The sequence below is a fragment of the Actinophytocola sp. genome (assembly GCF_035942955.1).
Taxonomy (GTDB): domain Bacteria; phylum Actinomycetota; class Actinomycetes; order Mycobacteriales; family Pseudonocardiaceae; genus DASYTH01.
The window spans coordinates 39,906-61,211 of the sequence record NZ_DASZCQ010000243.1 but is presented as its reverse complement, the minus strand read 5'-3'; the positions used below and the strand labels follow the sequence as shown (position 1 = coordinate 61,211).

Here is a 21,306-nt window from a genome sequence, read left to right as displayed (position 1 = left end):
CCCAGAGGGAGTAGCCGTACGGGGTGGCGCGGGCGGTGCCGAGCATCCTGACGTAGCGGCCGGTTCCGGTGACGGCCAGCGTCTGGTTGCCGCCCGTGCCGGTGGTCGTGGAGTACACCGTGGTCCACGTCGTGGCGTCGTCGGACACCTGAATCTGGAACGACCGGGCGTAGGCCGCCTCCCAGTCGAGGTCGACCCGGGTCAGGGTGGCCCTGGCGCCGAGGTCGACCCGGATCCATTGCGGGTCGCCGAACGCGCTCGACCACCTGGTCCCGGAGTTGCCGTCGACCGCGGCGCTCGCGGCGGTGGCGGCGTTCTCCGCCGACGACGCCGTGGCCGGTTTCCCTTGCGAGATCAGCGAAGGCGCCGCACCGGCAGGGACCGGGGAGACGGCGACCGCGGTACCGGCCAGCAGGGCCGCGGACAGCACGAGACGAGAGAAGAAGCTCATGGCCATCTCCTTTGACAGCGGCACCGGGGCGAGGGCAGGGGACCCGGGAGAGCGCTCTCCCAGAGAGTGGGCCCAACGGTGTCCCGCTGTCAAGACCGATTCAGGCCGACGCCCGCACCACGAGCGTCGGGTCGAAGATCATCGAGGTCGGCTCGCGACCCGGATCCTCGATACCGGACAACAGGATCCGGGCCATCGCCGCGGCCATGTCCTCGACCGGCTGGCGGACCGTGGTCAGCTGCGGGCGGCAGGCCAGCGCCGGCGGGCTGTCGTCGAACCCGATCACGGCGACGTCCTCGGGCACCCGGCGCCCGTGCTGGCGCAACACCGGCAACGCGCCCAGGGCCATCAGGTCGTTGGCCACGAACACGCCGTCGATCCGCGGATGCTCGGCGAGCAGGCGCTCCATCGCGGCCTCGCCGCCGTCCTGCTTGAAGTCGCCCTCCACGATCGGGATGTACGGGTGGCCGTGGCGGGCCATCGCGTCCCGAAAGCCGGCCAGCCGGTCCTGGCTCGCCGGGACGTCCAGCGGGCCGGTGATCGTCGCCGGCCGGCGGCAGCCGCGGGCAAGGAGGTGCTCGGCGGCGAGCCGGGCCCCGTCCTGGTGGGCCAGGTCGACGTAGCTGATCGGAATCGGGGTGGCCGGCCGGGCGAAGCGCACCGCGGGCACGCCCGCGCGCACGAACAGCTCCGGCAGCGCGTCCTCGGCATGCGTGGAGACCACCAGCGCGCCGTCGGCGTTGCCCTGCCGCAGGTGCGCCACCACCTCGGCCCTTGCCCGGTCGGTGTCGGCGAGCATGAGCAACGGATGGATGCCGAGCGGGCGCAGGAAGTCGACCACTCCGGCGGCCACCCGGCCGAAGAACGGGTCGGCGAACACCGCGGAGGAGAAGCCCGGCCCGGCGCCGTCGGAACCGGAGACGACGAGGGCTACGGTGCCCGCCCGCCGGGTGACCAGGGAACGCGCCGCCCGGTTGGGCGCGTAGCCGGTGGCCTCGATGGCTCGGTGCACCGCCTCCTGGATCCCCAGGTCGACGTTGCGGATGCCATTGATCACCCGGGACACCGTGGCCCTCGACACCCCGGCGACCCGGGCCACGTCCTCCAACGTCGCCGTCCGCGCCGGCCGACCGCCCATGTCGCGCATCGTACCGACCCCGGAGAGCGTTTTCCCTTGATCGTCCCGGATCTAGCCGGGTGAGACCACCCGGAGTTGCAGCATCGCCGCGAACCGGGCGTCCGGGTCGGACAGGTCGATGCCGCCGACCTCGGCGAGGCGGCGCAGGCGGTAGCGGAAGGTGTTGGGGTGGACGTACATCGCCGCGGCCGCGGCGACCACGTCGCCGAAGGCGTCGAGCCAGGCGCGGAGGGTCTCGACGAGATTGGTGCTGTGCCGCTTGTCGTAGGCGGCCAGCCGGGCGACCGGCCCGGTAGGACGGTCGCCGCGGGCGGCGACCAGATCGCGCAGCTCGAGCACGAGGGCCTCGACGTGCACGTCGGCAAGGCGCGCGACGCGCAGGTGCCGCGCGCCGTTGCCGGTGCGCAGGACCCGCAGCGCGCGATCGGCGCTGGCCCTGGCGTCGGCAAGACCGGCAACGTCGTGCGCCACCGGCCCGACGCCGATCACGGCGCGGACCCGATGGCCGATCCGCTCGAGGAAGTCGGCGGCGGTGCGCAGCGCCTGGCCTTCGCCGTCGCCGTCCCGCGCGACCGGAACCAGGCCGTAGGTCGTGTCACCGATCAGCGCGGCAGCCGACCGCGGGTGGACCGCGCTCAGGTGCATGGCAAGGCCGTCGGTCAGCCGCTGCCGCTCGGTCGCCGAGGTGGCGTCGTCGGAGGGCCCGACGATGGCGAGCGCGAGCACGACGACCGACTGGCTGGCCAGGCCAAGCCGGTTGAGCGCCTCCCGGGCGCCCGCGCCGCCCTCGAGCGCCGTGCTCAGCAGGTCGGTGCGCAGCCGGCGCTCGACGTCCGCCCCGGCCCGCACGCGCAGCATGTGCAGCGCGACCAGCTTGGCCGCGTCGCACAACGCCCGCGCCCGGTCCGCGCTGAGCCGCTCGTGCACCGCCGCCCAGATCGAGCCGAGCACCTCGTCGCCGGCGCGCACGGCCACGGCGACCCGCGGCACCGAGAACTCGGCCAGCGTCGAGGAGGGCGGCTCGACGTACACCGGCGCGTCGCTGCGGTAGAGCTCGCGGAACACGCCGCGCTCGGCCAGCATGCGGGCGAACCGTTCGGGCACCTGCCGGCCAAGGATGGTCTCCACCCTGGACGGATCGGCCTCGTGCTGCCGGCCGGAGAAGGCCAGCACCCGCGAGCCGCGGTCCTCGATGGTGACCGGCGCGTCGATGAGCGCCGCGATGGCGTTGGCGAGGGCGAACAGGTCGCCGGACGGGATCCCGCCAAGGGTCTCCGGACCGGCGTCGCCCACGTCGCCCTCGGCGAGCAGCGAACGCAGGATCGCGGCGAGCTGGGCCCAGGACGCGCCGCGGGTCAGCCCGAGCAGCGCCACGCCGGACTCCCTGGCGGCCGCCGCCAGCTCGTCGGATCGCGTGACCGGGGCCCGCACCACCAGCGCGCACGCCTCGTGCCGGCCGAGGTCGGCCAGGAGCCGCGCGATCTCCTCCGGCCGGCGCAGGCCGACGCCGAGCACGAGGGCGTGCCGCGGCAGCGCCGGCTCCTCGATCGGGTCGTGGATGGCGACGCCCCCGATGTCCCCCGGCCGGTCCGGATCGCCGCACACCAGCTCGAGCAGGGTGGCGCCGAGGTCGTCGAGCACGCGGCCGAGGCTGGCGTGCGGTTGCCGGTTCTTCGACACGAGCACCGTCCGAAACTAGGGGCGAAATGGCCCAGTCTAGATGGTCGGTGCGGACGAAATCGGGTGCCGAAGTTGTGTGGTCCTACAGCGGCAGCCACTCGGTCGACGTGGTCACCGCGTCGAGCTCGGCGGGCACCGGATCGACACCGATCCCGGGCCCCGTCGGCACCGCCAGGTGCCCGCCGTCGAGGACGAACGGCGGGGTGACGTCGGTGCGGTAGTAGCGGTCCGATGCCGACGTGTCGCCGGGCAGCGTGAAGTTGGGCAGCGCGGCGAGCGCGACGTTCGCGGCCCGGCCGAGCCCGGTCTCCAGCATTCCACCGGCCCACACCGGCACGCCGTGCGCCGCGCACACGTCGTGGATCCGGCGGGCCTCCAGGTAGCCGCCGACCCTGCCGGGCTTGATGTTGACGATCGAGCACGCGCCGAGCGTGATCGCCGCCGCGGCGGCGCGGGCCGAGGTGATCGACTCGTCCAGGCACACCGGCGTCCGGATGATCCTGGCCAGCCGGACATGCCCGAGCAGGTCGTCCTCGGCCAGCGGCTGCTCGATCAGCAGCAGGTCGAACGGGTCGAGCCGGGCCAGGTGGCGGGCGTCGGCGAGGGTGTATGCCGTGTTGGCGTCGACCTGCAGCGGCACGTCGTCGCCGAACCGCTCCCGCACCGCGCGCACGGGTTCGACGTCCCAGCCGGGTTCGATCTTCAGCTTGATCCGGACGTAGCCGGCGTCCAGGTAGCCGCCGACCGCGTCGAGCAGCTCGGCGACCGAGCCCATGATGCCGACCGACACGCCGCACGGAACCCGGTCGCGCACCGCGCCGAGCGCATGCCCGAGCGAACGGCCCTCGGCCCGCAGCTCGGCGTCGAGCACGGCCAGCTCGAGCGCGGCCTTGGCCATCCGGTGCCCCGCGAACGGGGCGAGGGCCGGCGCGACCGCGCTCGCGTCGAGCCGTTGCCGCTCGGCGAGCGCGGGGACGAGGAACCGGCGCAGCACATCGGCGGCGGCGTCGACGTACTCCGCGGAGTACCGCGGCTCGGCCATGGCCACGCACTCGCCCCACCCCTCCGCGTCGGCCGTGACCACCCGCAGCAGCAACACCTCCCGGCGGCTCTCGGTGCCGAAGGAGGTGCGAAACGGCGCCACCAGCGGCATCCGGATCCGGCGCAGCTCCACCCCGGTCAGCTTCATCGGACTCCCCGTCACCCTCTGGTCACCACGTACCACCCGGCTCGGTCGAACCCGGCGATCTTGGCGCCGTCGGCCATCAGCGTCCCGAGCACGTCGCGCACCGCGGTCCGCCACCGCCTGGCCCGGTCCGGATCCGCCGGGCGGAGCCGTTCGACGTCCCGCGGCGTGGCCACCAGCACGGTCCGGCCGTCGAGCGAGCCGGCCACCGGCAGGTCGTGGTCCGATCGGGCGAGGGCGACCACCGCGCCGCGGGCCAGCTCGGCCTCGGCGTGGCTGGCGGCGGGCGTTCCGCCGCACGCCGCGGTCACCTCGGCCGCGCGGAGGTCCCACCGCACCAGGAGCCGGTCGGAGTCGTCGCCGCCGTTGATGTCGTCGTGCATGCCGCCGTAGAAGTTCGGCAGGTACTCCGCGGCCGTCGCGCCGAGCTTGACCAGGTTGAAGAAGGCGTTGCGGCGGACAAGCGGGTCGAACGTCCAGGTGATCGTCGAAACACCGCGCCCGAGCGCCCAGGCGCGCTGGTGCAGCTTGAGCGCGAAGCCGACGCCCCGGCCGGCGGCCGCCGCGGCCACCCCGGTGACGTGGCTGTGCAGCTCGTTGCTCAGCGGTGAGCCGAAGAACCCGACGCAGGCGCCCACCAAACGGTCGCCGTCGTAGGCGCCGGTGACGTAGTTGCCGGCCTTGGCCATGGCGCGCAACAGCGTCGGGGTCACCGGCGGGTCTGCCGGGTCCGGCCGCCAGATGCCGTGGAAGACCACGGGGACGGCGCCGAGCTCGGCCGGCTCGACGAGCTCCCGGATCCGCACCCCGGCCGCCGCTGCCGCCGCGTCGGCGAGGGCGGCGGCGGTATCCGAGTCCGTGCCCGTCATAGCCTCCACCCCCGGGCAAGCAGGCCCGCAAGGCCGATGCCTCGCGCCTGCCGACGGAGCCTCAGGGGACCGTGACGGCACCCAGCCACACTCAACCCGACTCCCGCACTGTTCGCTGGAACGCAACGACCGCATCTAAAACCCGGAGCGGCGGAACCGTGTCGCGCGGGCGCCGAAGTGTAGGTAGCGCTCGCCGGTCGGCAGCTCGTAGAACGTCACCGGCACCCACATCCGCAGCTGCGGCTCGCGGATCACGAACAGGTTCTCCCCGACCGGCACCATGGGGTACTCCTTGGTGGGTTCCGGAATCATCTCGGCCAGCGGCCCGGTGACCGTCGTACGCAGGACCGCGCCCTCGTCGGCGGCGAGAACCTCGATCCGCACGCTGGCCCGCTGATAGGTGCCGAGGTGCGGGGTCACGTCCACGGACACCGGCTCGGCCGGCGGCTCGATCGGCTGGGGCATCTCGATCCCGGCGAGCTCGGCGAAGATCTCGCGGTACAGGTCCTCGTAGAGGCCGTGCGCCGCGCCGCCGTTGGTGAGCAGCGTGACCGCGAGGCCCTCGTCGGGCAGCACGCGCAGGTACGCGGCCTGCCCGAGGGTGTTGCCGTCGTGGCCGACGAGCCGCCGGGAGTCCCACCCGAACCGGCACCAGCCGAGGCCCCACGAGTCGCCGAGTATGTGCTTGTCCGGCAGATCGACCTGCCATTCGGTCATCGCGGCCACGCTCCGCTCGCTGAGCACCCGGGTGCCGTCCGCGGCCAGGCCGCCGGTGAGGTGCATCCTGGCGAACGCGAGCACCTCGGCGACCGTGGAGTTGATCAGTCCGGCCGGACCGGCCGCCCGGTGCAGCACCCAGACCGGCGCCTTCTTCGGGTCCTCGTCGCCCTCGCCGACGTGCCCGACCGCGGCGCGGTGCAGCAGTGCCTCCTCCGGCAGGGTGCCGGTGTACCGCAGCCCGAGCGGGCCGAAGATCCGCTCCCGCAGCACCGCGTCCCAGGTCTTGCCGGTCAGCTTCTCGATCACCCGGCCGGCCAGCGAGAAACCAGAGTTGCAGTAGGACCAGGTGGCGCCGAGCGGGTGGTTCTGCGCCACCCCGGCCAGCACGGCGACGTACTTCTCCAGGCAGTCGTCGCCGCGCCCGGTGTCGTCGAACACGTCGCCGTCGATGCCGCTGGTGTGGGTGAGCAGGTGGCGCATGGTCACCTTCTCCGTGGTGTCCTGTTCGGACAGTCGCAGCTCGGGAAGCACCTCGATGATCGGGGCGTCGAGGTCGAGCAGGCCGTCGTCGACGAGCTGCATGACGGCCGTCGTGGTCCAGACCTTCGACATGGACCCGATCTGGAACAGCGAGTCGGTGGTCGTCTCGACCCCGGTGTCGATGTTCAGCACGCCGTACGCGGCCTCGACGAGGTCGTCCTCGCCGTCGGGACGGATGCGCAGGATCCCCAGCGTGGCCCCGGGAACCCGGTACCGCTCGGCGAGGGCGGCGAGCCGGCGCCGCCAGTGCGCGGCGTCGAGCCGGGCGGGCCTGCCGTTCGCGTGCCGCTCCACCCAGTCGAGGATGCGGCGGTTGTAATCGATCCGGTGCCCGGGCGGGCCGTCGAGGATGAACAGGTGCGAGCCGTCCGGGTAGAGCACCAGCTCGCACGGCACGCCCCGCTCGCGCAGCGCCGCGTGCCACTGCTGCGCCTGGCCGATCGGGCAGCGGATGTCCGACTCGCCCTGGACGATCAGGGTGGGGGTGCGCACCTGATCCACTGTGGACAGTGGGGACATCGCCGGGTACCGGTCGGGGGCGGACCAGGGCTGGCCGCCGAGCTCGTACTCGGTGAGGAGGTGCGCCTCGTCGGAGGTGCCGGCCATGCTGGTGAGGTCGCTGACCACGCCACCGGTCACCGCGGCGGCGAACCGGTCGTCGCGGCTGGTGAGGTAGCAGGTCAGGTAGCCGCCGTAGCTGTAGCCGGCGACCGCGAGCCGCTTCGGGTCGGCGACGCCCTCCGCCACGAGCGCCTCGATCGGCTCGAGGAGGTCCTTCGCGTCGGCCTCGCCCCACGCGCCGATGGCCGCGGTGTAGAACGCCTCGCCGTAGCCGTCGCTGCCGCGCGGGTTGAGCAGCAGCACCGTCCAGCCGCGGGCGGCGAGCTCCTGGTGGTAGACGTGCACCTGGTCGGCGGCGCCGTTCCAGGCGTTGTGCGGGCCGCCGTGGATGTCCAGCAGCAGCGGGCCCGCTCCGGTGGTCGCGGGGTCGCGGACGAGCCAGCCGTGCACGACCGTGCCGTCGGAGATCGTGAACTCGCGTTCCTGGCGGGGAAACAGCTCGACGTCGGTGCCGCCGTGCGCGGTGCGGACGGTCTCCGCGCCGGTGGGCAGATCAACGGTGACGATCTCGCTGAACGACGTCGGGGTGGCGAGCACGATCGCGGCGGTGTCGCCGGCGACCGACACACCGGCCACCACGCGGCCGGCTCCCGCGACGACCGGTCGGGGTGTGCCGCCGTCGACCGGGACGGTGAACAGGTGCGTGCAGCCGCGGTCGCGGGCGCAGAACAGCACGCCGTCCGCGCCGAGTCGCGGCGGCGCGCCCGGGTACGCCGCCTCGCCGGGCATCACGTTGCGGTCCAACGGCGCCGCGAGGTTCCTGATCTCCCCGCCGTCGAGCGGCACGCGCAGCAGCCCGGCATGGCCGACGGGGCCGCTCTCGTTCCCCACGACCAGCAGCGCCGATCCGTCCGCCGTCCAGGCGAGCGGGCCGCCGACGCCATCGGCCAGCGCGACGGGCTCCGGCATGGCGAGGCGATCGGTGAGGTCGAGGACGTGCACCGGCGCCCGGGGGACGAGATCGGCGTCCGGGCCCGTGGCGGCGGCGAAGGCGAGCTTGGCGGAGTCGGGTGACCACGCGGGGTCGCCCGCGTTCCAGTCGCCTGCGGTGACCCGCCGGCATTCCTTCGTCTCGACGTCGAGCACGTGCAGGTGCGTGCGGACGGCACGGAGCAGGCCCACACCGTCCGCCCGGTAGTCGAGGCGCGTCGTGGCGACCGGCGCGGCGGCCCGGCGCGTGCGTGCGGCGTCGTCCTCGTCCTTGCCGGCGTGCAGGTCCACCGGGGCGCCGAACGCGATCTTGGTGCCGTCCGGGCTCCACACCGGAGCACCGGCGCCGAGTGGCAGCGTGGTCAGCCGCTCCGGCTCGCCGCCGTCGGCCGGGAGCAGCCACACCTGCGGCGGGCCGTCCTGGGCGCGCAGGAACGTGATCCGGGTGCCGTCCGGCGACCAGGCCGGCGCCGAGTCGGCGGTGCCGCGGGTGAGCCGGCGCGGCTCGCCGTTCCGGCTGCCGACGCGCCACAGGGTGCGGATGTTGCGGTCCGCGTCCGGGTCGCAGGTGCGCAGCACGTAGACGATCTGGCCGCCGTCCGGCGACAGTGCGGGCTGCTCGGGCACGGCGAACGTGGTCAGGTCGTCGATGCGCTGGCGTCGAGTCACCGGCTGTCTCCTCGGTCTGGTAGTGGTGGCGCGGCAGCCGCGAAGTGGCAGGCGGCATGGTGCCGGCGCCCGGTCGGGTCCGGCTCGGTGTCCAGGCAGATCTCGCGCTCGGTGCGCACGAGCGGGCCGACCGGGCAGCGGGGGTGGAACCGGCAGCCGGGCGGCGGGTGGTGCGGGTCGGCCGGCTCGGCGTCGGCGACGTCGGAGTCGGGTGGCTGCGCCGAGCTCACGGCCGCGAGCAGCTCCCGGGTGTAGGGGTGCTGCGGGTCGTCGAGCACGTCGGCGGCCGGGCCGTGCTCGACGATCCGGCCCAGGTACATCACCGCCAGGTGATCGCTGACGTACCGCACGACGGCGAGGTCGTGCGAGATGAACAGGATCGACAGGCGCAGCCGGCGTTGCAGGTCGCGGACGAGGTTGAGGACGGCGCCCTGGATCGACACGTCCAGCGCCGAGGTGAGCTCGTCGGCGATGATCACCTGCGGCTCGCCGGCGAGGGCCCTGGCGAGCGCGACCCGCTGCCGCTGACCGCCGGACAGCTCCTCGGGGTACCGGTCCGCCCGCTCCGCGGGAAGGCCGACGAGCTCGAGCAGCCTGGCCACCTCGGCGCGCCGGTCGGCTCTTCGCCGCAGCGACGGTGGCATGGTCTCGGCGATCGACGAGCCGACGGTCATCCGCGGATCGAGCGAGGAGTACGGGTCCTGGAACACCAGCTGCACTGGCCGCCGCCCGCGGTGCGGCACCGGTTCGCCGTCGAGCAGGATGCGCCCGCCGGTCGTCGGGGTCAGGCCGACCGCGGCGCGGGCGAGGGTCGACTTGCCGGAGCCGGACTCGCCGACGAGCCCGACGACCGCGCCGGCCGGGACGGTGAGGCTCACGCCGTCGACCGCGGTCAGCCCCCTGCGCTCGGTGCCGTACCGGACCGTGACGTCCTCGAAGCGCAGCTCCCTCATGCCGCCTCCACGGGAGGCGTGGGGGCGTGCGGGGCGGCGCGCATCGTGACGTGCCGCGTCCGGCCGTCAAGGGTCGCGAGCAGCGAGCGATCGCGAAGCGACGCCGAAGGCGCCCTTGACTTGGCGTCGCGGCACCCGCAACGCGCGCCACCCGCACCCCGGCCCACACCCCACCCGGCCACCCCGGCCCCGCTCATGCTTGACACCGGGCTCCTCATGACCGCTCCCCCGTCGGAACCGGCACGTCGGCATGCCAGCACGCGACCCGGTTTCCGTCCCCGTCGGCCACGAGTGGCGGATCGGAACGGGCGCACCGCTCGTCGGCCAGCGGGCAGCGCGGTGCGAACGCGCAGCCGGGCGGGAAGGCGGCCGGGTCGGCGGGCCGGCCGGGGATCACGGCGAGTGGCCGGTCCCGGTCGGTGGTCATGTCCGGCACCGCGGCGATCAGCGCCCGGGTGTACGGGTGGCGGGCATGCGTGCGCAGCTCGGCGGCGGGCAGCTCCTCGACGACCCGGCCGGCGTACATGACCAGCACCCGGTCGCAGACCTTCCCGACGACCGTGATGTCGTGCGAGATCAGCAGCAGCGCCACGTAGTCGGCGGAGCGGATCGAGGCCAGCAGCGCCAGCACCTGGCGCTGCACGGTCACGTCCAGCGCCGTGGTCGGCTCGTCGGCCACGATGAGCGCCGGGGTGCCCATGAGGCCCATGCCGATCATCGCCCGCTGCCGCATGCCGCCGGAGAACTCGTGCGGGAACTGCCGGGCCCGCCGCGCCGCCGCCGGCACCCGGACCGCACGCAGCCGGTCGACCGCGCGGGCCAGCGCCTGCCGCCGGCTCATCCCCTGGTGCTCCTCAGCCACCTCGGCGAGCTGGCGGCCGATCCGCATGGTCGGGTTGAACGAGGTCATCGGGTCCTGGAACACCACGGCGAACGACGTCCCGAGCAGCTGCCGGTGGGCCCTGCCGACGCCGCCGCGCAGATCACGGCCGAGGAACTCCAGCCGCTCCGCGCGCACCTGCCCAGGCTCCTCGATCAGCGCCGCGATGGCCAGCGCGGTCAGGCTCTTGCCGGAGCCCGACTCCCCCACGATCCCGACCGCCTCGCCCCGCCGGAGCGTGAAGCCGACCCCGCGCACCGGCGTGACCCCGGGGAAGCCGACCCGCAGGCCGTCCACCACCAGCACGTGCGACTCGTCGCCGACCACCGGAGGCGGGGCGACCGGGCGGCGGCCCGCGCCCACCCGGACCGTGCCGGTGCGCTGCCCGAATCCCTTGGCGATGGCCTCACCGAACAGGTTGAACGCGAGCCCCGCGACGACCACGGCCACACCGGGCGCCAGCGCCGCTGCCGGACGCAGGTAGATGCCGGGAAGCCCCTCGCCGAGCAGCCGGCCCCAGTCGTAGTCCGGCTGCTGCACGCCGAGACCGAGGAAGGACAGCCCCGCGAACGCCAGCAGCGTGCCGCCCGCGGCGATCGTCGCGTTGACCGCCAGCGGGTCGGCGATGTTGGGCAGCACGTGCCGGACGAGCAGCCGGAACCGGCCGAGCCCGGCGATCCGCGCGGCGGCCACGAAGTCCATGCCCTCGACCCGCGCCACCAGGGTCTGGGTCAACCGGGCGAATCCCGGCGCGATGGCGAACCCGATCGCCAGCAGCGCGCCGGTCCGGCCCACGCCGAAGACCACCGCGAAGAACAGCGCGAGCAGCAGGCCGGGAAACGCCACCGCGATGTTCACCGCGGCGGTCACCAGCCGGCCGAGCCGGGTGCCCAGCAGCATCGGGGCGGTCCCGAGCAGCAGGCCGAGCAGCACCCCGACCGCGGTGGCCAGCAGGGCCAACCCGACCGACGGCCCGGTGGCGACCAGCACCCGGAAGAAGATGTCCCGGCCCAGGTTGTCGGTGCCCATCCAGTGCTCGGCGGACGGCCCCAGCAGCAGCCGGCGGGTGTCGATCGCGTTCGCCCGGTCCGACCACAACACCGGCGCCAGCACGGCAAGCAGCAGCACCGCGCCGAGCAGCCCCGCCGCGCCCGCCCCCACCGGCGTCCGCAGCGCGGCGCGCCACGCCGGGTTGCCTCGCGCCGCCACGTCTCAGCTCTCCCTGATCGCCGAGCGCGGGTCGAGCACGGCCAGCGCGACGTCGACCGCGAGGTTGACCAGCAGCACGCCGAGGCCGTAGACGAGCACGATGCCCTGCACGAGCGGGTAGTCCTTGGCAAGGATCGATCCCACGATGGAGCTGCCGAGGCCGGGCCAGGCGAACACGTTCTCCACCAGGACCGTGCCGGCGACCAGCGCGCCGAGCAGCAGCCCGCACAGCGTCAGCGTCGCGGTGACCGCGTTCGGCAGGGCGTGCCGGAGGTAGACCAGCCGGGCGGGCAGCCGCTTGGCGCGTGCGGTGCGGACGTAGTCGGCCCGCAGCACCGCGAGCAGCTCCACCCGCACGATTCGGGCGAGCACCGCCGCCGGGCCGATGGCCAGCGCCAGCACCGGCAGCACGTAGGCCCCCGCACCCTCCCGCCCCGCGACCGGCGCCCAGCCCAGCCACACCCCGAACACGTACACCAGGCCGACGGCCAGCAGGAACTCCGGGATCGCGGCGAGCACGACGGTCGTCGAGGTGAACGTGAGCTCGGTGAACCGCCGCCGGCCGCCGCGGGTCGCCACGGCCATGGCCACGCCGAGCGGGATCGAGACCAGCACCGCCAGTCCAAATGCGAGACCCGCCAGCACCAGGGTGGCCGGCAGGCGGTCGCCGATCACCTCGGACACCGGCAGCCCGGTGATCATGGAGCTGCCGAGCTCCCCGGTGAACAGATGGCGCAGGTAGTGCACGTACTGCAGCCACAGCGGGTCGTCCAGCCCCAACGCCGCCCGCCGCGCGTTCACCAGGCTGGCCGGGGCGAGTGGACCCAGCGCCGCCCGCACCGGGTCGCCCGGGATCAAATGGATCATCAGGAACGCGGCGGTGATCAGCACCCACACCGAGACCAGCAGCCGGCCCAGCCGGCGGGCGATGAACCGCGGCCACGTGCCGCCCGCGCTGGTTCTGGTGGCCGCAATCGCCGCACGGACTTCGGTACTGGCGCTGGTCATGGCGGCGGTCAGCCGAGCATCCGGATCGAGCCTGGCGCGACGCTGCCCTCGCTGAGCTCGAAGACCGCGCCCTTGCCGAACACCGGCCGGTTCGAGTTGGCGAACGGAACGACGTCGACGCGCTCGATCAGCGCCTGCTCGGCCGAGTTCCACTTGGCACAGCCGGCGGTGCCCGCGATCGCCGACGCCTCCCGCACGGCCGCGGCGTAGGTGGGGTTCTGGATGCCGGCGAAGTTCGTGCCGTCCGGCGGTGTCGGCCCGGAGAAGAACGGCACCAGGTCGCTCGGCAGGCCGGTGTTCAGCGGCAGCACGACGGCGTCCCAGCTGCCCTGGCCGCCGACGACGACCTGGTTGATCTCGGCCTGTGCCGCGCCCTTGGTGCCGACCGCCACACCGACCGCCTGCCAGAACCGCTGCACCAGCTCCGCGGTGGCCTGCATGGTCGGGCCGAGCTCGGTCACGTAGTAGAACGTGAGCGACAGCGTCCTGCCGTCCTTGGCGCGGATGCCGTCCGGACCGGCCCGCCAACCGGCGGCGTCCAGCGCCGACTTCGCCTTCTCCACGTCGAACGCGGGCAGTTTCGACGCGACGTCGCCCGGCTCGCACGGGGTCAGCCCGGGAGCGACGAGGCCGGTCGCGGGTTTGCCGGTCCCGCCGGTCATCGCCGCGCGCAGCTGCTCGAGATCCAGCGCCTGGGTCAGGGCCCGCCGGACCGCCTCGTCCGCTGCGGGCAGGCCGGCCTTCTGGTTGAACCAGAGCTCGCCGAGGATCGCCACCACGTCCCGCTGGAACAGCTGCTGCCCCTGCAGCCGCTGCTGGTCCGGGCCGATGAACGCCGACACGTTCACCTCGCCGGAGGTGAGCAGGTTCGCCGCGGTGCTCTCGTTGCCGACCACCCGGAGCACCACCCGGTCCGGCAGGCCCGCCTGGTCGGTCTTCCAGTCGCCGGGACCCCACGCGTAGTCCTTGCGGCGCTCGAGCGTGTAGTGGTCGCCGGAGACGGCCTCGGCCATGGTGAACATCCCGGTGCCGGCGGCGCCCTGCTTGAGCTGGTCGCGGTTCTTCATTCCCTTGTCGCACACCACTTGTAGCCCGCCGACCGTGCGGTCCAAAAACGACGATGGCATCGGCGCGGTGACCGTGACGGTGCCCGCCGCGTCATCGGCGGTGGCGGTCGCCCCCGGCGGCACCCACACCCCGATCCGGGTCGAGGCGTTCTTCGGGTCACCGATGAAGTTGATGTTCGCGGCCACCGCGCTCGCGGTCAGCGGGGTGCCGTCCGCGCACGTGATGCCCTTGCGCAGGGTGAAGGTGGCCTTCGTGGTGGTCGCTTCCCACTTCTCGGCCAGGCCCGCCACCAGCTTGCCCTGCTCGTCGACGTTGAGCAGCGAGTCGTAGAGGAACCGGTCGACCTGCAGTGTGACCGCAAGGGAGGTGAAGTGCGGGTCGAGGTTGCCCGGATCGGCGGGCAGCACCATCGTGAACGTCTTGCCATCGGCGAAGCTCTGTCCGCCGCCGGAAGTCTGCCCGGAGGAGCCGCTCCCGCACGCGGCGAGGATGAACACCAACGCGCCGGCCGCCGCAGTGCTCAGAACCGACTTCATCACGCCTCCAACAGGGTTCCTTGGCCGAAGCCTGCCCAGCCGGCTCTCCCCTTGTCTTTGTGCGGACGAACCACGCATCGGCACCGGCTTCGTCCGGCCGTCCAATCACCGACGGCCCCGGGAACCCCGTGCCCGGCTATCGCGCGACAGTCGGTCGTCCGCCGAACGTCGAACCCCAGCCCCCTCCACGGTGTGCCACGCGACCCGCTGAGCGGAAGTTCATATCCGAACCAGTTGGCCGGGCTCCGGTGCCCCGGGCAGGGTCGGGTCATGGTGCCGGGCGGCAGGGTGTGATCGCGAAGCGGCCTGGTCGGGTCGCCCGAGTCGGGTGTAAAACGACGGCTGCGCCGCGCGCTGCACAGCCGTCGTTTCACAGGGCGATCGTGGCGACTTTGCCGGAGCCATGGCCAGGACGGGCGGGTCGCCGTGCGGGTGCCTGGCCGCTTGTTGCACAGCCCCGGATCTGGCACTGGCCCACGCGGTGGCCCCGGCGCACCACCGGTGAGGTGCTCGACCTGCTCGGCGCGTATTTCGCGGTCGGCGAGCCGGACCTGCTTACCGGGTTGTTCCTGGCGGCCGGGTTGCCGACACGGACGGCCAGCGCTGCCCGCGAAACCGCTGGTCATGGTTGCAGCCGGCGGGCGGTCCAGGTGGGGCCGGTGCGGTCGTAGCGCAGCCGCTCGTGCAGGCGGTCTCGGCCGTTGGTCCAGAACTCGAGGGTATGCGGGCGCAGTTCGAAGACGCAGTAGCTGGCCGGCCGCGGCAGCGGAGTGTTGGCGGCGGGGAGCCGTTCGGCCAGCGCCCGCAGCGCCATCCTCGACCACCTGGACCTCGACCAGTATCGCTACTTCCATTCCACCCGCGCCGAGCTCCTTCGCCGGCTGCACGACATCCCGGCCGCCCGAGACGCGTACCGCCGCGCCCTGGCCCTTGCCACCACCGACACCGAACGCCGCTTCCTGGAACGCCGTCTCGCCGATCTCTGACGTCCAGGCCCATCGGCTCGGGCACGCACGCGGTCGCGCGGACCAAGGCCATCGGTCCACTACGGACCAGTGTGCGGCCGACCCGTCGGATTCAGGTCAGCGGTTGTCCGCCGGTCACACCGAGGACCTCGCCGGTGACGTAGCTGGACTCCTGGGAGGCGAAGAAGACGTACGGCGGGGCGAGCTCGGCGGGCTGCGCGGCCCGGCCCAGCGGGGTCTGCGCTCCGAAGGAGTCTATCTTGTCCGCCGGCATGGTGGCCGGGATAAGGGGTGTCCACACCGGGCCGGGTGCAACCGAGTTGACCCGGATTCCTTTGCGGACCAGGTCGGCCGACAACGCCTTGGTGAAGTTGACGATGGCGGCCTTGGTCATCGCGTAGTCGATCAAGTGGAATGACGGCTGGAAAGCCTGGATCGACGAGGTGTTGATGATGCTGGCGCCGGGCGGCATGTGGGGCACCGCCGCCTTGCACAACCAGAACATCGCGTACAGGTTGGTCTTCATCACGTGGTCGAACTGCTCGGTGGAGATGCCCAGGATCCCGTCGTCGTGCGACATCTGGTACGCGGCGTTGTTCACGAGCACGTCGACGCGGCCGAACTCACGCTCCGCCTGCTCGACCACCCGCTGGCAGTGCTCCTCGCCGCGCAGATCGCCCGGCGCCAGCACGGCCTGCCGGCCGGCCCGCCGCACCTGCTCCGCCGTCTCCTCGGCGTCGGCCTGCTCTTCGTCCAAATAGGACAACAGCACGTCAGCGCCTTCCCGGGCGAAAGCCACGGCCACCGCCCGGCCGATACCCGAGTCGCCACCGGTGATCACGGTCTTCCGGCCCACCAGCCGGTTGCTGCCGCGGTAGGAGCTCTCGCCGTGGTCCGGCCGCGGTCCCATCTCCGCACCCGTGCCAGGGTGCTCCTGCTCCCGGCCCTCCTGCCGATCCGGCCGCGGGTGCTGGTACCGCGGGTCCCGCTGGGTGTACTGGTCCTCCGCCATCGCGGCTGCCTCCCGCTATGTTGCGCGCTCGATGATGTTGTCCTTGGCGTCCCGGACGTCCTCTTTGATCGACTCGACGGCCCGCTTGGCCGGCTCCCGGAGGTTCTCCCTCAGCTGGTCGGCCAGCTCGCCGACGGCCGGCTGAACGTGCTCGCGTGCCACGTCCTTAGCCTGGCCGGCGAGCTCCTGCTCACGCCGGCTCGGCGGCAGCACGGACGCCGTCAACCAGCCGAGGCCGAACGCGATCAGACCGGCGGCGAGCGGGTTGCCCTCCGTGGTGCGGCGCACCCGGTCGCCGGCGGGGTTCGTGCCCGACGCGGTTCCCATGATCCTGTCCCGCATGCTGGACGTCGCCCGGCGGGCGCGGTCGATGCGCCGCCGCATGATCCGGCGCGGCGTCACCTTCTCGGTGAGGGCGTCGACGTCGGCGCTCAGACCGCGCTGGGTCTGCTCGATCTCGCGGCGCAACTGGTCCGGGTCGGTATGGGTGGTCATGGCTTCTCCTCATGTGGCTTCAGGGCCTGGGGTATCTGTTTGGCGGTCTCGACCGTGCGTTCCGGGGTGGCGTTCACGGCGCGCAGCTCGTTGCGGCCCACGGCATACACCGCGATGCCGAGGACTGCCCACAGCGCGGCGACGATCAGCGCGGCCCAGCCCTGGTCCATGACGTTCGCCAGGCCCCACCACAGGGCCAGCGACAGGAACAGCAACAGCATGTAACCGGCGAACCCGGCGATGCCGAGCATCCCGGCGGCCCGGCCCGCTCTCCGTGCCTCCGCCCGAATCTCGGCCTTCGCCAAAACGATCTCCTGCCGCAGCAGCGTGAGCAGATCGCGGGACACGTTGCCCATCAACTCACCGACCGATGCGCTCTCCACATCGACCCGGCCGCCGCCGGGCCCACCCGCCGGGATCGGTCCGCCCATCGAGTCGGTCATGACGGCACCGTGCCCGTGCCGGGCGAGCCGGTCGCCGGGGAGCCGGCGGCCGATGCCGGGCCGTCATCGGGGACGACGGCCGGCGGAGCCTGCGCGACGTCCGCCGCCGTGCCGGGCGGCCGCTCCGGGTTCCCGGTGCGCCGCGAGGAGGTCCCCATGTTCCTGGTCAGCCGGCCGACCAGCAGGCCGGCCACGGCGGCGCCGGTGAGGAACACGCCGGGGCGCCGGCGCGCAAGCTGCCGGATCTCGTCCACCAGATCACCCGGGTCGCGGGATTCCAGCCACGACGCCGCCTCATCCACCCGCTCGGTCGCCTGCTGCACCAGGTCGGCGGCCAGACCCGACCCATCGGTCCGGCCGGACATCTGGCGCAGCTGGTCGGTCAGGTCCCGCAGACCGTGGGCCAACTTCCGCTGCCCGTCCCGGGCCTGCCCGCGCAGCTGGTCCACGCCCTCGTCGAGCAGCTGGCGCGCCCGGCGGCCGGCCTGCGACGTCACCTGCCTCGCCTGCTCGCCAACGGTTCCGGACTCCGAATCAGTGCGCGACGGAGCAAAATCGGTCTGTTGCGTCATGTCGATCTCTCCTGAATTGTGCGACAGCATTCTCCGACCCCGAGCACGGGTGAGCCGCATTCTCTGGATGGGAGAGGAGAGCCGGCACGCTGCTCGACCGGCGGCGCCGGGATACCGCCCGGTGTGCCGGACTAAACCTGGATGGGCGGAAAGTTGCGGTCCGGCGCGCCAGCCCGGTGCAGCGGTGAATTCCGGCCGCCCACTGTCCACAGTAGATTGAGTTGCCCGGCATGCACCGCCGCGGCTCGATCAGTCGGCTGCCATCACGATGAAGTCCCCGTGCCCGCCGAAACCGAGGATCGGCTCGGCGTACTGGGTGCCGTCGAAGGTGAGCAGCCACCAGCCTCGGCGGACCGGTACCACCATCGGATGGGGAATGTTGGTGCCGTATGGCGCGTCGAGGGTGCCGAGCGGGCGCATCCTCAGGTCGTAAACCTTGTATTGGCGCGCATCCCCGTCGCTGGCGAGCACGTACCAGGTGGAGCCGAACCTCTGCAGGATCGTGCCCTCGGTCTGGTCCACCGAGGTGTCCGCGCCCAGCAGCGTCAGATCCCGCGCGTAGTCGGCACCGCGGGGCGCGGCGGCCAGCGCGGGATGAAACACGAACGCCGGCTGCTGGGCCGGGCTCTCCACGAACGCGACGTGCCAGCGGCCGTCGATTCTGGTCAGCGCCGGATCCCAGGAGCTGACGTCTGTTGGCAGCGGCAATGGCTCGGTGGCCAGCACATGCACGCCGGAGAGGACGTTTGCGCTCGTCGTGGTGTGCCGCACATGCACACCGGTGAAGTTGAAGTCACCCCACGAGCTCATCAGCAGGATGAACCGGCGACGCCGCTCGTCGTAGACGATCTGCCCGGCGTGATCGCCCAGCGTCAACCCGCCCCGGGTGAAGAACAACGTCGCGACCTGTTCCAACCTGCTCGGATCGGCCAGATCCAGCGTCCACACCGCCCAGTGCGCCTGCTGGAAGAATCCCAACCCCGCGTTGGTCATGGTCAGGTACAGCTTGCCGTCCTTGATGTAGGGCCGCCCGTCGGCGTACTGCACCACGTGCGGGTCCCGCACGCCGGCCTGGCCGTAGTAGCCCGCCCGCACGCGACCCAGCAGCACCGAACCACTCCCCCGGCCGCCGTAGGCGTAGCTGAGCCGACCCAGCACCCGGGGATCGCGCAGATCGATGCGGGCCCGAACCCCGTCCCGCTCGGTGAGCAGCGGCTGCCACCCGGTGCCCGTTCCCGTGGCATCGGCCAGCACGGTCACCGCGTTCTCGTTCACCACCACGGCGAACCCGAACGGCGCGACCAGCCGGGCCATGCCGGTCTTCACCGAGGTCGTGCTCCCGCCCATGGTCACCTCGACGCTGACCTGCCCGGTCGACGAGTCGTAGGCACCGACGACCCCGCCGCCGTCGCCCACCAGCCCGGCGACCACCCCGGACCCGCTCAGCTCGCGCACCTCCACCAGCACCGAGCCGAACGGCGCCCGGGGCCGCACACCGGTGGACACCAGCGTGTCACCGGCAAGCGCCGGCGTCACCGCCGTGTCGTATTGCACGAACCGCGGAGCGATCAGGTCGAACGGCCGGTACTTCGCCACGATCCGGAAGTCCAGGTCGAGCGGACTCGTACCGACGCCCGCCGCCGCAACCCCCGCGGCGAGCGGGTCCGGAAGCGCCAGGCTCGCGACCGCGGTCACCCCCATCCCACGCAGTACCGTCCGCCGCCCGATGTCGCCGCGCCCCACCATGCTCTCCAGCCCATCGTGATCAGTCACCGGTCGTCATCCGGCTCCGACACGAATGAACGTACCCGCGCGCCGGCCGCGGCGCGTGACAGGCGATGGGCACCTCTGGTCGGCCTGACCCTCGTTGCGAGGTCCGGGTAGTGCGGTCGAGCGGCAGCCCGATGTCTTCGACGGGGCGGAGGCGAGCCGGCTTGGACCGGTTCCGCGGGCGCCTCGTCGCGTACGCGGCTCACAGGATGCGGTGGTCAAAGACCCGTTGGGTCTTGCGTTCGCTCCTGGGGAGGGTGCCTGGTTCGACGAGCTCGACGTCGACGCGCAGGCCGATCTTGTCGCGCAGCCGCCGCTCGAGCTCGGGGGCGACGGTCGGGTTGTCGGCCTCCACCCGGATGGTGAGGTTGTCGCGGCCGGCGGCGTCACGGTCGACGTGGGCCTGGAACTCCGGCCCGGCGCCGGGCAGATCGGCAAGCACGGTGTCGACCTGCATCGGCAGGAAGATCACCCCACGCACCTTGACCTGGTCATCCGACCGACCCCGGATCCGCCCGATACGCGGATACGGGCTGCCACACGGACACGGATCGGCGTACACAAAGGACAGATCGCGAGTGCGGTACCGAATCAGCGGCGTAGCCTCCTTGTACAACGTGGTCACCACGATCTCCCCGACCACACCCGGCGGCACCGGCTCGAGCGTCTCCGGATCGACGACCTCCACGTGGAAATGGTCACCCCACACGTGAATACCGTCGTGCCGCTCGCATTCCACACCGACACCCGGCCCCCACAACTCGGTCAACCCGTACAAGTCGAACGTCCGCACCCCCAGCAGCGACTCGATCCGCGCCCGAGTACCCTCACCCCACCGCTCCGAGCCGGTGAGCGCGACGCGCAGCGCGAGCTGTGACCGCAGGTCGCGCGTCGCCACCAGCTCCGCGAGTAGCAGGGCGAACGACGACGTGGCACACAGCACCGTGCTGCCCAGCTCGCGCGCCAACTCCAGCTGCAGCTCGGTGTTGCCCGGCCCGGTCGGCACGGCCATCGCGCCGACCCGCTCGACGCCCGCCTGAAACCCGACTCCGGCGCACCAGAGCCCGTACCCCACGGCGATCTGCACCCGATCGTCGGGAGTGACCCCGGCATAACGCAGGCACCGGGCGACCATCTCCGTCCAGTCCTCGACATCCCGCGCGGTGTACGCGCAGATGGTGCGCCGACCGGTGGTGCCGGAGGATGCGTGCACCCGCACGATCCGCTCGGGCGGCACGGCCGAGAACTCCAGCACCGGGGTTTCCCGGATCTCCTCCTTGGTGGTGAACGGCAGCCTGGCCAGGTCGCCCGGCTCCGCGATGTCCTTCGGCCGCACGCCGGCCGTCTCGAGCTTCTTGCTCAGGTAGGCCGACCCGGACGCGACCCGCTCCAGCATGGCGCGCAGGGCCGCGGGATCCACCGGTGCCGTCATCTGTGTCCACCACCCGGTCGTCGGAGTAGTTGCGTGGCTACGAGCGCACTCCGGCCAACTTCATACCGCAAGATCCTATCCATACCAATGGGGATGGTCGGTCGGGAGCAGTCCCGCTGCGCCGGATGACCTAGTGGCGGCGCCCACCCCTGTCCATCC

General features: G+C 72.7%; 17 protein-coding genes. All 17 read right to left on the bottom strand.

Annotated elements, in window-relative coordinates; genetic code table 11:
* Positions 1 to 451 (bottom strand): discoidin domain-containing protein (locus VGX25_RS25430; RefSeq protein WP_414635962.1); only part of this gene is annotated, 451 nt, incomplete at its 3' end.
* Positions 452 to 551: 100 nt separating this feature from the next.
* Entirely contained in the window at positions 552 to 1,589 is a 1,038-nt protein-coding gene (locus tag VGX25_RS25425; RefSeq protein WP_326920420.1) for a LacI family DNA-binding transcriptional regulator, read from the bottom strand.
* Between the two features lie 51 nt (positions 1,590 to 1,640).
* Positions 1,641 to 3,275 carry a helix-turn-helix domain-containing protein gene (locus VGX25_RS25420; protein WP_326920419.1) on the bottom strand — a complete coding sequence of 545 codons (1,635 nt, stop codon included), beginning with the start codon at positions 3,273 to 3,275 and terminating at the stop codon, positions 1,641 to 1,643.
* A 76-nt stretch (positions 3,276 to 3,351) separates the two neighbouring features.
* Entirely contained in the window at positions 3,352 to 4,458 is a 1,107-nt protein-coding gene (menC, locus tag VGX25_RS25415; protein ID WP_326920418.1) for an o-succinylbenzoate synthase, read from the bottom strand.
* A gap of 11 nt (positions 4,459 to 4,469) precedes the next feature.
* Positions 4,470 to 5,324, bottom strand: coding sequence for a GNAT family N-acetyltransferase (locus VGX25_RS25410; RefSeq protein ID WP_326920417.1), 855 nt, complete (start codon positions 5,322 to 5,324; stop codon positions 4,470 to 4,472).
* A gap of 135 nt (positions 5,325 to 5,459) precedes the next feature.
* Positions 5,460 to 8,804 carry a serine hydrolase gene (locus tag VGX25_RS25405; protein WP_326920416.1) on the bottom strand — a complete coding sequence of 1,115 codons (3,345 nt, stop codon included), beginning with the start codon at positions 8,802 to 8,804 and terminating at the stop codon, positions 5,460 to 5,462.
* The gene (locus tag VGX25_RS25400; protein WP_326920415.1) at positions 8,801 to 9,757 is read right to left on the bottom strand and encodes an ABC transporter ATP-binding protein; all 957 of its coding nucleotides are present in this window, start codon (positions 9,755 to 9,757) and stop codon (positions 8,801 to 8,803) included. The genes VGX25_RS25405 and VGX25_RS25400 overlap by 4 nt, the downstream gene beginning before the upstream one ends.
* A gap of 214 nt (positions 9,758 to 9,971) precedes the next feature.
* Positions 9,972 to 11,846 carry a dipeptide/oligopeptide/nickel ABC transporter permease/ATP-binding protein gene (locus VGX25_RS25395; protein ID WP_326920414.1) on the bottom strand — a complete coding sequence of 625 codons (1,875 nt, stop codon included), beginning with the start codon at positions 11,844 to 11,846 and terminating at the stop codon, positions 9,972 to 9,974.
* 3 nt (positions 11,847 to 11,849) lie between these two features.
* Entirely contained in the window at positions 11,850 to 12,854 is a 1,005-nt protein-coding gene (locus tag VGX25_RS25390; RefSeq protein ID WP_326920413.1) for an ABC transporter permease, read from the bottom strand.
* 8 nt (positions 12,855 to 12,862) lie between these two features.
* Positions 12,863 to 14,458: an ABC transporter substrate-binding protein gene (locus VGX25_RS25385; protein WP_326920412.1), complete on the bottom strand. Its 1,596-nt coding sequence runs from the start codon at positions 14,456 to 14,458 to the stop codon at positions 12,863 to 12,865.
* 622 nt (positions 14,459 to 15,080) lie between these two features.
* Positions 15,081 to 15,272, bottom strand: a complete 192-nt coding sequence (locus VGX25_RS25380) for a pyridoxine 5'-phosphate oxidase C-terminal domain-containing protein (RefSeq protein WP_326920411.1) — start codon at positions 15,270 to 15,272, stop codon at positions 15,081 to 15,083.
* A gap of 263 nt (positions 15,273 to 15,535) precedes the next feature.
* Positions 15,536 to 16,435: an SDR family oxidoreductase gene (locus VGX25_RS25375; protein WP_326920410.1), complete on the bottom strand. Its 900-nt coding sequence runs from the start codon at positions 16,433 to 16,435 to the stop codon at positions 15,536 to 15,538.
* Between the two features lie 15 nt (positions 16,436 to 16,450).
* Complete coding sequence (locus VGX25_RS25370; protein WP_326920409.1) at positions 16,451 to 16,930, bottom strand: DUF3618 domain-containing protein; 480 nt, start codon at positions 16,928 to 16,930, stop codon at positions 16,451 to 16,453.
* On the bottom strand, positions 16,927 to 17,373 hold the full coding sequence (locus VGX25_RS25365; RefSeq protein ID WP_326920408.1) for a phage holin family protein: 447 nt from the start codon (positions 17,371 to 17,373) through the stop codon (positions 16,927 to 16,929). The genes VGX25_RS25370 and VGX25_RS25365 overlap by 4 nt, the downstream gene beginning before the upstream one ends.
* Entirely contained in the window at positions 17,370 to 17,870 is a 501-nt protein-coding gene (locus VGX25_RS25360; protein WP_326920407.1) for a hypothetical protein, read from the bottom strand. Before VGX25_RS25360 ends, VGX25_RS25365 begins: the two co-directional genes overlap by 4 nt.
* 324 nt (positions 17,871 to 18,194) lie before the next feature.
* On the bottom strand, positions 18,195 to 19,718 hold the full coding sequence (locus tag VGX25_RS25355; protein ID WP_326920406.1) for a hypothetical protein: 1,524 nt from the start codon (positions 19,716 to 19,718) through the stop codon (positions 18,195 to 18,197).
* A gap of 199 nt (positions 19,719 to 19,917) precedes the next feature.
* Positions 19,918 to 21,147, bottom strand: coding sequence for a phenylacetate--CoA ligase (locus tag VGX25_RS25350; RefSeq protein ID WP_326920405.1), 1,230 nt, complete (start codon positions 21,145 to 21,147; stop codon positions 19,918 to 19,920).
* Positions 21,148 to 21,306: the final 159 nt, after the last annotated feature.